Here is an 11917-nt window from a genome sequence, read left to right as displayed (position 1 = left end):
TCTCGCTGCACCGGCTTCCGTAGCATGGCCTCGTTCTATTCGAGGAGGCATCCATGAAGCCCGATACTTTCCCGCCCACCTTGTGCTCAGGGAGCAAAGCGTGAGCGGCCCCCTTGCAGGCGTGCGTATCGTCGACATGACCACGGTGTTGATGGGGCCGTACGCGACCCAGATACTCGGCGAACTGGGCGCGGATGTCATCAAGGTTGAACCCCCCGGAGGGGACACCGTCCGCGGCATTGGTCCCAGCCGCAACCCGGGCATGGGTGGCGTTTTCCTGCACGCCAACCGCGGCAAGCGCAGCGTGGTGCTGGATCTCAAGCAGGCCGGCGGACGCGATGCGCTGCTGCGCCTGGCGGCCGATGCGGACGTGCTGATCTACAACGTGCGGCCGCAAGCCATGGCGAGGCTTGGCCTCGGCTATGAGGAAATCGTCGGGGTTAACCCGAAAATCATCTATGTCGGCGTCTATGGCTACGGGCAGCGCGGCCCCTATGCCGCCAAGCCTGCCTACGACGATCTGATCCAGGGCGCGGTCGCGATTCCGTCGCTAAGCACCCAGGCCGGCTCGGAAGTGCCGCGGTACGCACCCAATGCCATGGCAGACCGTATCGTCGGCATGAGCGCCGCCAATGCCGTAAGCGCGGCGCTGTACCACCGCGAGCGCACGGGAGAAGGGCAATCGATCGAAGTGCCGATGTTCGAGACCATGGCACAGTTCGTCCTTGGCGATCACATGTACGGGCACACCTTCGACCCACCGGAAGGACCCGCCGGTTACGGGCGCTTGCTGAACGATCACCGCCGTCCGTACCGGACCCGGGACGGGCATCTTTGCGTGATGGTCTACAACGACAAGCAGTGGAAGTCCTTCTTCGACCTGATCGGCAAGCCCGAGGTCATGGAAAGCGATCCACGCTTCAGCTCCATCGGCAAGCGTACCGAACACATTCACGAGCTTTACCGGATGCTGGCCGAGGTCATGGCAACGCGTACCTCGGCCGAATGGACCACGGTGCTCGAAGCCGCCGACATCCCGGTGATGCCCATGCACACCATCGACTCGCTCATGGCGGACCCGCATCTCAATGCGGTGGGATTCTTCGGCATCGTCGAGCATCCCAGCGAAGGCCGCGTGCGTTCGATGGCAATCCCTTCGGCCTGGTCGAAGTCGCAGCCGCGCGTCGAGCGCCAGGCGCCGCGGCTGGGCGAGCACAGCGCCGAGGTGCTGGCGCAGGCCGGCTACAGCGCGGCGCAAATCCAGGCGCTCGCCGCGCAGGCCGCGACGTTTCTTCCCGAGCACAACAGCCAGTAACAACAGCAGGTAATAACGCCTAAGCCATGGAATTGAACCTTTCCGCCGAGCATCGCGAGATCCGCGATGCCATCCTGAAAATCTGCGAGCGCTTCGGCGCCGAGTACTGGCTGGAAAAAGACCGCGCCGGCGGCTTTCCGGCCGACTTCCACCAGGCCCTGGCAAAGGACGGCTGGCTGGGCATCTGCATTCCCCAGGCCTATGGGGGTTCCGGCCTGGGCATTTCCGAGGCCGCCATCATGATGCAGGCCATTGCCGAGTCGGGCGCGGGAATGAGTGGCGCGTCCGCCGTGCATATGAATATCTTCGGCCTCAATCCGGTGGTGATGTTCGGCAATGAGGAACAGAAGCAACGCATGCTGCCGCCGCTGATTGCCGGCAAGGAACGCGCATGCTTTGCGGTGACGGAGCCCAATACTGGCCTGAATACAACGCAACTGAAGACGCGCGCGGACCGGCAGGGCGATCACTATGTGCTCAACGGCGCCAAGACGTTTATCTCGACCGCCAGTTGCGTGGAAAAGATGCTGATCCTGGCGCGCACCACGCCGCTGGAGTCGGTCAAGAGCAAGTCGGACGGGTTGAGCCTGTTCTATACGACCATCGACCGCAATCATGTGGAAACCCGCGAGATCGACAAGATGGGCCGCAAGGCCGTCGATACCAACCAGGTCTTTATCGACGGCCTCGAGGTGGCGGTAGAAGACCGCATCGGTGACGAGGGCAAGGGCTTTCACTACATCCTGCACGGCATGAATGCCGAACGCATCCTGGTGGCGGCGGAAGCGGTGGGGCTGGGGCGCGCCGCGCTGGCGCGGGCCACGCAGTATGCCAGGGAGCGCGTGGTGTTCGACCGCCAGATCGGCAAGAACCAGGGGATCCAGCATCCGCTGGCGGAATGCTGGATGGAGCTGGAGGCGGCAAACCTGATGATGCTTAACGCCGCCGCGAAGTTCGACCGCGGCGAGGCATGTGGCGCCGAGGCAAACGCAGCCAAGTACCTCGCCGCGGAGGCCTGCTACAAGACCTGCCAGAGCGCGGTGATGACCCACGGCGGCTATGGCTATGCCAAGGAGTACCACGTGGAGCGCTACCTGCGCGAATCGCTGATCCCGCGCATTGCACCGATCAGCCCGCAACTGATCCTGTGCTTCATTGCCGAGAAGGTGCTCGGCTTGCCCAAGTCGTACTGAACGGGGAATCGCCATGATCACACTAAACACGGGATTCTTCTGGGACGATCTGGAGCTGGGCATGCGCTTTCGCTCGCGCAGCCGTACGGTGACCGAGGCTGACCTCGTCAACTTCGTCAACCTGAGCTGGCTGAACGAGGAACTGTTCACCAACGCCAGCGATCGCGCCGACATGGCGATCCAGGGGCGCGTGGTACCGGCGGCGCTGCTGTATGCGTGCGCGGAGGGGCTGGTCACGCCCGCCATGCAGGGCATCGGGCTGGCTTTCCTGAATGCCAGCCTGGACGTCAGCGCGCCCGCCTTCGTGGGCGACACGATCCACGTGCAATGCGAGGTGATCGAGCACCGCGCCACTTCCAAGCCGGGCCGCGGCCTGGTGCGCACCCGCAACGCGGTCGTCAACCAGCACGGAAAGACCGTCCTTACCTATGCGCCGTTGCGCATGATGCGCATGAAGGCGGAAGCCAATATTGCCGTACAGGCACAGGAGTCGAGATGAGCGCTTTTCTGAAGATCGAGAAGGACGGGCATGTCGCGGTGGTGACCATGAACCGTCCGCGGACGCGCAACGCGCTGTCCGACGACGATGCGATTGAAAGCATGGTCGCCATGTGCGAGGCTATCAACAAGGATATGTCGGTGCGCGCCGTGATCCTGACCGGTGCCGGTCCGGCATTCTCATCGGGCGGAAACCTGAAGACGCTCCGCGATTCGGTGGGGACGGGTCTGGGTGAGCCGGCCAAAAGCCGCTATGCCTACCGCGATGGCATCCAGCGCATACCGCTGGCGCTATGCAACCTGGAAGTGCCCACCATCGCGGCGGTCAACGGGCCCGCCTATGGGGCTGGTAATGACCTGGCCTGCATGTGCGACATCCGCATCGCATCTGACAAGGCAGTGTTCGCCGAGAGCTTTGTCAAGCTCGGCCTGCTGCCGGGCGACGGCGGCGCGTGGCTGCTGCCGCGCGCGGTGGGTATGTCGCGCGCTTGCGAGATGTCGTTCACCGGGGAGCCGATCGACGCCGCGCAGGCGTTGGCCTGGGGCCTGGTGTCGCGCGTGGTGCCCGCGGACGAACTGATGCCGGCCGCACTCGGTCTGGCACGCCGGATCGCCAGCAATCCGGCCCACGCCCTGCGCATGACCAAGCGCTTGCTGCGCGAGGGGCAACACGCCCGGCTGGATTCGCTGCTGGAGATGTCGGCGGGCTTCCAGGCGCTGGCCCATCACACCGGGGAGCATGAGGCGGCGCTCGACGGCTTCCTGAATCGAAGCAACGGCTGACTGGCCCTAGAGAAAAAACAAGACAAGGAGACGACCTATGGAGATCAAGCGTCGCCGCGTACTCGCGGCGTTGGGTGCGATGGCAGGATGGCCGCTCGCGCGCGCGGCGGGCGAGCCTGCCGCTTGGCCGCAAAAGCCGATCAGGCTGGTATTGCCCTACGCGGCTGGAGGACCAACGGATGCGGTTGCCCGTGGGCTTGTGGCGAAAATGTCGCAGCAACTGGGGCAGCCTGTAGTGGTCGACAACCGTACCGGGGCGAGCGGCAATATCGCCTGCGAGTACGTTGCCCGGTCCGCGCCGGACGGTTACACCGTCCTATATCATTCGTCCGGTTTTGCCATCAGCCCGGCACTTTATAAGCGCCTTTCCTACGATCCGCTGAAGGATTTTTCACCGGTCGCCATGACCGCGACGATTCCCGCGGTCCTGATGGTGAATCCATCGCTTCCCACGGCAAACATCCAGCAATTCGTGCAGTACCTGAAGACACATCCGGGCCAGTTGTCCTATGGCACGGGCGGCGTTGGCAACATCACTCACCTGGGCGTCGCGCTGTTCCTTCAGGCCAATGGACTGCAGGCCATCCACGTGCCATACAAGGGCACGGCGCCGGCCATGACCGACCTGATCGGCGGGCAAACGCAATTCATGCTGGATGCCGTGAGCTCGGCGCTGCCTTATATACGAGACAAGCGTGTGCGCGCGCTGGCCGTGACCAGCCAGAAGCGCGTCTCCGTGCTGCCCGGCGTGCCGGCGCTGAGCGAATCCATCATGCCCGGTTTTGCCGCGCCGACCTGGCATGGCATGCTGGTGCCCGCGGGCACGCCGGCGGCCATCGTGCAGCGATTGAACGCGGCGGCGAACAAGGCGGTCGGCGATCCCGAGATCAGGCAACAGTTTGCGCCGCAGTGCGTGGAGCTGCAGAATTCGACGCCGGAGCAGTTCGCGGCCTACCTGCGCGGCGAAACCGCGCGCTGGGCCAGCGCAGCGCGGGCGGCGGGCGTGGAACCGGAATAGGCCGGACAGTCACATAGAAAAAGATGCAGAAACAGGAGGAGACAAATGAAACGACGCCAATTCGGGCACTGCCTTGTTACCTTGTCCATGCTCGCGGCTGGGGCGAGCGCGGCTGCAGCCGATTATCCCGAGCGGATGGTCAAGCTCATCGTGTCGTTGCCGCCGGGCAGCGGCGCGGATACCACCGCACGCTTTATCGCCAAGCACCTGACTGAAAAGTTCGGCCAGCCCTTCGTGGTCGAGAACAAGCCCGGCGCCAACAGCTTTATCGCTGCCAAGGCGGTGGCGGAGGCCGCGCCGGACGGGTACACCGTCTTCGTGGCCAGCAACTCGCCCATGGTGACCAACGCCGCGGTGTTCAAGAGCCTGCCCTACGATCCGGTCAAGGATTTCGCGCCAGTGGCGCGCATCGCGCGCTTTCCGATGGTGCTGGCGGTGCCGGCCACCTCGCCCTACAAGACCCTGGACAGCCTCGTGGCGGCGGCGCGCAGCGCGCCGGGCAAGCTCAACTATGCCAGTGGCACGCCGACCTACCAGGTTGCGCTGGAACACTTCCATGAGGGACGGGGCATCCGGGCCACGCCGATCCCCTACAAGGGCACCTCGCTGGCCATCAGCGACCTGGCCGCCGGCACTGTCGATTACTCGATGGCCGAGGTGAGCGCGGTGATGCCGCTGATCCGCGCCGGCAAAGTGCGCGCGCTCGCGGTGACCAGCGCCGAGCGCCTCAAGGAGCTGCCACAAGTGCCGACCATTGCCGAAAGCGGCAGCAAGGGCTATGAGTCGTATGCGTGGACGGGCATGTTTGCTCCCGCCAAGGTGCCGGAAAAGATCGTCAGCCGGCTGTCGCAGGCGGTGCGCGAGGCCTTGATAACCGAGGAGGGTGCGCGCTTCATGGACTCGCTGGGCGGCAGCGCCTTTCCCGGCGGGCCGCAGCAACTGCGCGATTTCCAGTTGAGCGAGATCGAAAGGACCAGACGGATCGTCGAGGTGGCCGGAATTCACCAGGAATAACAGGCCGGGCGGTTCCCCCGGCCCCTGGCGGCAAGCGGGACCCCACCGGGGAAGTTCAGAGGGAGGTGGATCGCCGGGCGAGGGCGGTGGCGCGCCGCCTCCCGATGCGTTATTTCACCGGGACGGTCAGTTCGATCTTCCGCGGCGGGGCGTCGTGGTCGCGGCGGTGCAGCGGCCAGATCACTTCCGCGGCTTCGCCTTCCAGGCGATACGCGTGGCAGGTGTCGAGCACCCAGGGCTTCGCCAACGGTCCCTGCTCGTTCTTGACGACATGCCAGGGCCGCGCGGCGCGCCATTCCGACATGATGGTCTGCATGGCGGTGGTGGCGAGCGGGCCGAGCAGCTCGGTCAGGTGCGTACAGCCGCGCGCGCCACCGACCAGCGCCTTGGCCTTCTGCTTGAAGCCGGGACCGATCTTGAGGCCGGCCAGCGCCGAGTAGGCGGCGTTGATTTCACTGCAATACGGGGTCGCGCCGGCATCGGTGCGCGCTTCGAACTGACGGATGACCAGTTCCCGGTCGATCGTCATGACGAGCCACATGTCATGGATCGCGGCGCCTGGTGCAAGCGTCTTGAACGGCAGTTCGGTTCCGTTCGGGGTGAGATCCATCATGCGGGCCTCGATGTCATACAGGCCGTCGTCGCGGCCGTACCCTTTGCAATCGATCTTGCGTCCGTGGAGTAGCGTGCGGGGCCGCTGTTCGGATGTGGCTTGATCCATGGGGCGGTGACTCCTGAAAAAAACGATGGTGCGGGCTAGGCCGCCATGACGCCATGATCCCGGAAAAAGGCAGGTAGCGACCCTACCCACATCGGGGAGGGCGGAAGGTCTGTCGCGGCCGATATGCTCCGCGTATCAGGCCGCCTGATTGCCGGGCGGAGCAAGGGGCGGGCTCGCCCGCGAGTCCGCTGCCGGCACATCTTTCGACAAACAGTCAGCAGGGAGTAGTCAATGGACTTACGTTTCACCTCGGCCGAACAAGACTTCCGCGAGGCGGTCCGTGCCTTCGTGCGGAACAGTCTGCCGGCCAATATCCGTGACAAGGTCAGCAACCATCAGCGTCTCGGCAAGGACGACTACGTGCGGTGGCACCGCATCCTGCAGGCCCATGGCTGGGGCGCGCCGAGCTGGCCGGCCGAATACGGCGGTACAGGCTGGAACGCCCTGCAGCGGCTGATCTTCGAGATCGAGACGTTCAATGCCGATGCGCCTCGCCTGATGCCGACCGGCCTGACAATGATCGGTCCGGTGCTGATGAAATATGGAAGTCCGGGGCAGAAAGCACACTTCCTGCCCCGGATTCCGACCATGGAAGACTTCTGGTGTCAGGGCTACTCCGAACCCGGCGCGGGTTCCGACCTGGCCTCGCTCAAGACGCGCGCGGTGCGCAAGGGCGACCGCTACATCGTCAACGGCCAGAAGACCTGGACTTCCTACGCGCAATACGCCGACTGGATCTTCTGCCTGGTCCGTACCGATAGCGAGTCCAAGCCTCAGGACGGCATTTCGATGTTGCTGATCGACATGAAGAGCCCTGGGGTGACGGTACGCCCGATCATCACGCTTGACGGTGCCAACGACGTCAACGAGACGTGGTTCGAAGACGTGGAAGTGCCGGTCGGGAACCTGGTGGGCGAGGAAAACCACGGCTGGACCTACGCCAAATACTTGCTGGGGCACGAGCGCACGGCGATTGCGGGCATCGGCCATTGTCATCGCGAAATGCGCCTGCTCAAGCACTACGCCAGCCAGACGACGGATGGCAAGGGCCGGCCGATGATTGAGGACGTGCGCATGCGCGACAAGATCACCCGTCTCGAAATCGACCTGATGGCGATGGAAATGCTGTTGCTGCGCGTGGCTACGCAGGAAGGCGGCCGCGGCCCCGGCCCGGAAGCGTCGATCCTGAAGATCCGCGGCTCCGAGTTGCAACAGGACATCGCCATGCTGCAACTGGAACTGGCTGGCCCGCACGCGTGGCCATATTCGGCGGACTGGCGCGAAGCGGGCACAGTGCAACCCGTGAGTGGGCCGGGCTGGGCATCGCCCGCTGCCGCCACCTACTTCGACATGCGCAAGACGTCGATCTACGGCGGCGCCAATGAAGTGCAGAAGAACATCATCGCCAAGATGATCATTGGTTTTTGAAGGGAATCACAGACATGGATTTCAACTACAGCGAAGAACAGCAGATGCTGGCCGACAGCCTGCGCCGGTTCGTCGATGCCGAATATCCGTTCGCCAGACGTCGCGAAATAGCGCGCGAGGGCGACGGCTTCGACCGCGGCATGTGGTCGGCGCTGGCCGAAATGGGGGTGCTGGGCCTGACGGTCCCGGCCGAATTTGGCGGCATCGGCGAAGGCGCCGCGAGCCAACTGGTGGTGCAGCGCGAACTGGGGCGCGGCCTGGTGTTGGAACCGGTGATTCCAGGCGCGGTAATCGCCACGGCAGTGCTCGATGGCTATGGCAGCGTGGCTCAGAAAGCCAAATGGCTGGCGGCCATCGCCGCTGGCGAGCGCGTGCTGGCCGTGGCCTACCTCGAACCGGGCACCCGCTATCGCCCCGAAGCCGCGCAGGCCAGTGCCGTGCGTGACGGCGACGGCTATCGGCTCAGTGGCATCAAGTCGCTGGTCTGGCATGGCGAAGCTGCCGATGCCTATCTTGTCAGCGCACGGCTGGCGGGCGCGCATGCGCTGTTCCTGGTGCCGCGCGATGCCACGGGCCTTAGCGTGACGGGCTATCCGACCATTGACGGCCTGCGCGGCGCCGACCTGTTACTGCAGGACGTGGCGGTGCCCGCCGATACGCTGGTTGGGCCGGCGGACGCCGGACTGGCCGCGCTCGAACACGGTCTCGACCACGGCATCGCCGCACAGTGCGCCGCCTCGACGGGCGCGATGGAGCGGCTGATCGAGATCACGAGCGAATACCTGCGCGCCCGCCAGCAGTTCGGCAAGCCGCTGGCCGGCTTCCAGGCTCTGCAGCATCGTGTGGCCGAGATGCTGGTGCACAAGGAGCTGGCGCTGTCGATGGCCTATGTCGCTGCACAGGCGCTGGACGAGACGGATGCCGGCGCGCGCAGGCGCATGCTGGCCGGAGCGAAAGTGGTGGTGGCCCGCGCAGCGCGCTTTGTGGGCCAGCAGGCCGTTCAACTGCACGGTGGCATGGGCATGACCGATGAGCTGGAGGTCGGCGACTACTTCAAGCAGCTCGCCATGACGGACGTGCTGCTGGGCGATGTGGACTTCCACATGGAACGCTACTGCGCGGCGATGGCTGCCTGAGGCGAAGCAGGGGGACTTGGTTTGCCCCCTCGCGCGAGGGAGGGCGAGCCTCGGCGGAGCGCCGGAATGCTGGCGGTACGCGGTTGACCATGCAAGGCCGCAATCATAGAGGAGACATAGATGAGCAGACCGCTGTATCTGGGCGACCACGCCCGTGTGACACCAGACAAGCCGGCAGTCATCAACGGTACGACGGGCGTGACGTTGACCTATTGCGAGCTCGATGAGAACTCGATGCGCCTGGCGCAATGCCTGCACGCGCTGGGCCTGCGCCGGGGCGACCGGTTCGCGATCCTGATGGAAAATCATGTCCGCTACTTCGAAGCAAGCTGGGCGGCCTGGCGTTCGGGATTGCTGCTGACGCCGATCAGTACCTTGCTGACCGCGGACGAAGCCGTCTATATCGTCGAAGACAGCGGCTCCCAGGTCGTGCTCAGTTCGTTCGCGATGCGCGAGCGGGCGGCAACGCTGACTGACCGCATTCCGGGCTGCCGCTTGCGCTTGATGACGGACGGTGTCATCGCGGGCTGGGAGAGCTATGAAGACACGATCGCCCGCTATCCTGCGCACCGCCTGGAGGACGAATGGCTGGGCGGCGCCATGATGTATAGCTCGGGCACCACGGGGCGCCCGAAAGGCATCGTCCGGCCGCTGCCGGAGCGGAAGGTGACGGCGGGGATGGAGCCCTTTCGCCAGGCACTCTGGGAGCGCATGGGATTCTCCGCCAGTACGGTCTATCTTTCGCCTGCGCCGCAGTATCACCTGGCGCCGCTGATGGCCACGATGGGCGCCCAGTTCCTTGGCGGCACCGTCGTCTTCATGGAGAAGTTCGACGCCAGGGACGCGCTCGCCCTGATCGAGCGATACCGCGTCGATTTCAGTCAATGGGTGCCGACCATGTTCGTGCGCATGCTGAAGTTACCGGAGGAAGAACGTCGCGCCTTCGACCTTTCCAGCCATCGCGGCGCGCTCCACGGCGCCGCACCGTGCGCGGTTGAAGTCAAGCGGCAGATGATCGAATGGTGGGGGCCGATACTGATCGAGAACTACGGCGGCTCCGAGGGCAACGGCAGCACTACCATCAACAGCGAGGAATGGCTTGCGCACCCGGGATCGGTCGGTCGGCCTTTCATGTGCCAGGTTCACATCTGCGATGAAGACGGCAACGAACTGGCGGCGGGTAAGGACGGGCTGGTCTATTTCGAGCGCGACGCGGTGCCGTTCGAGTATCACAACGATCCGGAGAAGACCCGCGGCGCGCGGCATCCGTCGAAAACTGCGTGGACGACGCTGGGCGATGTCGGTCATGTCGACGCCGGGGGTTATCTTTATCTGACCGACCGCAAGTCCTTCATGATTATCTCGGGCGGGGTCAACATCTACCCTCAGGCGATTGAGAACGCCCTGACGCTGCATCCCAGCGTCGGCGACGTGGCGGTCATCGGCGTGCCCGATCTGGAGATGGGCGAGCAGGTGAGAGCGATCATCGAGCCGGCCGCCGGCATCCAGCCCTGCGCGGCCCTGGCCGAGGAACTGCTTGCCTTCCTGCGAGGGAAAGTCGCCCGCTACATGGTGCCGCGCGGGATCGATTTCATCGACCAGATGCCGCGCCTGCCGACCGGTAAGCTGCAGAAGAAGGTGCTGCGAGAGCGCTACTGGAACCAGCACTGAGACGCGACGATGCGTGCTTCACGCATCGTCGCGCCAGGGCCGGGAGCGCAATGACTCACGCTTTCGATTCGGTATCGGGCGGCACGATGGTCCTGGCCAGGTTGAGGAGGTTTCTCGCGGTCGCGGTGAGCGCATCCGGCACCGTTGCCAGCGCTATGCCGAGCTTCATTCTTTCCGGCCAGTCCGTCAGCGGGATCAGCTTGACGCCGCTGCCGGCGTACCTGCTGGCCGCCCCCGGCACCAGCGCGATCCCAAGGCCGCTCTCGACCAGGCTCAGGATGGTTTGCACCTGCACTGCCTCCTGGACCACGCGCGGCTTGATGCCGACCTCGTGGAAGGCATAGGTCGTGAGCGTGTGCATGGATGGCACCAGCGCGCGCGAGTACATGATGAAGGGCTCCTCGGCCAATTCCGCCAGCGCCACCTCGCTGCGCCCGGCCAGCGGTGCATCCGCGCTGACCGCCAGCATGAAATGATCCGTTTGCAGAAGCGTGATCGTGGCGCTGGTCGGCTCCAGCACAGGGAAACGGACCAGCGCGACATCCAGCGAATGCTCCTCCAGCCGGCGCAGCAGTTCGGCGGTGGTGGACTCCTCGATGGTCAGGTCCACGCGTGGATATTGCCGGCGGAAGCTGCGGATAAGCTGGGGCATGAGCGAATAGGTCGCCGAGCCCACAAAGCCGACCCGCAGCATGCCCTGCTCGCCGGATTCACCCTCGCGCGCGGCGCGGCGAATCTCTTCGGAGAAGAAGAGCGTGCGCCGCGCATTGCGAAGCACCACTTCGCCCGCCGGTGTCAGCCTGAGCCCCGAGGGTAGCCGGTCGAACAAGGTCACGCCGAGTTCCTCTTCCAGCTTCCTGATGGAAGTGGACAGCGGCGGCTGCGCCATGTGCAGCTTCTCGGCGGCGCGGTGGAAGTTGAGCGTCTCCGCCAGCACCAGCACCTGCTTGAGTTGACGAAGCTCCATATTGGTTCACGGTTATCAGGCGCCGGCATCGGCTTGGCGCCATCGGGATTCGGAGCGGGGTGTAGCGGCGCTTGCGGGCCGCGTTCCACGCGATACGTTTGGGATATCGGCCGGTCTGTATCCGGTATTGGACGGCGCAGGTTGCCGGGTCGTAAATTATGCCATGACCCTGC

11 protein-coding genes are annotated in these 11917 nt (G+C 64.8%); 9 read left to right on the top strand and 2 right to left on the bottom strand.

All coding sequences use genetic code 11. The annotated features are described in order from the left end of the window. The first annotated feature begins 100 nt into the window (after positions 1-100). Genes ACZY0R_RS39375 through ACZY0R_RS39350 form a run of 6 tightly spaced genes read left to right on the top strand, consistent with a single transcriptional unit; the run spans position 101 to position 5821 of the window. Positions 101-1315, top strand: coding sequence for a CaiB/BaiF CoA transferase family protein (locus ACZY0R_RS39375; protein WP_488866738.1), 1215 nt, complete (start codon positions 101-103; stop codon positions 1313-1315). 26 nt (positions 1316-1341) lie between these two features. Next, the gene (locus ACZY0R_RS39370; protein WP_488866736.1) at positions 1342-2508 is read left to right on the top strand and encodes an acyl-CoA dehydrogenase family protein; all 1167 of its coding nucleotides are present in this window, start codon (positions 1342-1344) and stop codon (positions 2506-2508) included. Positions 2509-2521: 13 nt separating this feature from the next. Then, on the top strand, positions 2522-3007 hold the full coding sequence (locus ACZY0R_RS39365) for a hotdog family protein (RefSeq protein WP_488866734.1): 486 nt from the start codon (positions 2522-2524) through the stop codon (positions 3005-3007). Then, positions 3004-3789, top strand: a complete 786-nt coding sequence (locus ACZY0R_RS39360; RefSeq protein WP_488866732.1) for a crotonase/enoyl-CoA hydratase family protein — start codon at positions 3004-3006, stop codon at positions 3787-3789. Before ACZY0R_RS39365 ends, ACZY0R_RS39360 begins: the two co-directional genes overlap by 4 nt. A 37-nt stretch (positions 3790-3826) precedes the next feature. After that, complete coding sequence (locus ACZY0R_RS39355) at positions 3827-4807, top strand: Bug family tripartite tricarboxylate transporter substrate binding protein (RefSeq protein ID WP_488866730.1); 981 nt, start codon at positions 3827-3829, stop codon at positions 4805-4807. A 45-nt stretch (positions 4808-4852) separates the two neighbouring features. Beyond that, positions 4853-5821, top strand: coding sequence for a Bug family tripartite tricarboxylate transporter substrate binding protein (locus ACZY0R_RS39350; protein WP_488866728.1), 969 nt, complete (start codon positions 4853-4855; stop codon positions 5819-5821). Positions 5822-5930: 109 nt separating this feature from the next. Here ACZY0R_RS39350 and ACZY0R_RS39345 read toward each other — a convergent pair whose 3' ends face one another. After that, the gene (locus ACZY0R_RS39345) at positions 5931-6542 is read right to left on the bottom strand and encodes a DUF2889 domain-containing protein (RefSeq protein WP_488866726.1); all 612 of its coding nucleotides are present in this window, start codon (positions 6540-6542) and stop codon (positions 5931-5933) included. A 231-nt stretch (positions 6543-6773) separates the two neighbouring features. On the opposite strand from ACZY0R_RS39345, the gene ACZY0R_RS39340 reads away from it, so the two are divergent. The 3 genes from ACZY0R_RS39340 (at position 6774) to ACZY0R_RS39330 (ending at position 10777) form a co-directional block, all read left to right on the top strand. Next, positions 6774-7970 carry an acyl-CoA dehydrogenase family protein gene (locus ACZY0R_RS39340; RefSeq protein WP_488866724.1) on the top strand — a complete coding sequence of 399 codons (1197 nt, stop codon included), beginning with the start codon at positions 6774-6776 and terminating at the stop codon, positions 7968-7970. 14 nt (positions 7971-7984) lie between these two features. Continuing rightward, positions 7985-9106 (top strand): acyl-CoA dehydrogenase family protein, encoded by a 1122-nt coding sequence (locus ACZY0R_RS39335; RefSeq protein WP_488866722.1) that lies wholly within the window; start codon positions 7985-7987, stop codon positions 9104-9106. Between the two features lie 120 nt (positions 9107-9226). Next, positions 9227-10777 carry an acyl-CoA synthetase gene (locus ACZY0R_RS39330; protein ID WP_488866720.1) on the top strand — a complete coding sequence of 517 codons (1551 nt, stop codon included), beginning with the start codon at positions 9227-9229 and terminating at the stop codon, positions 10775-10777. Between the two features lie 55 nt (positions 10778-10832). On the opposite strand, the gene ACZY0R_RS39325 is transcribed toward ACZY0R_RS39330, so the two are convergent. Further along, the gene (locus tag ACZY0R_RS39325) at positions 10833-11744 is read right to left on the bottom strand and encodes a LysR family transcriptional regulator (RefSeq protein WP_488866718.1); all 912 of its coding nucleotides are present in this window, start codon (positions 11742-11744) and stop codon (positions 10833-10835) included. Between the last annotated feature and the right edge of the window lie 173 nt (positions 11745-11917).

This window comes from Cupriavidus sp. F041, assembly GCF_057814235.1.
This window is presented reverse-complemented; position numbering and strand designations above follow the sequence as displayed.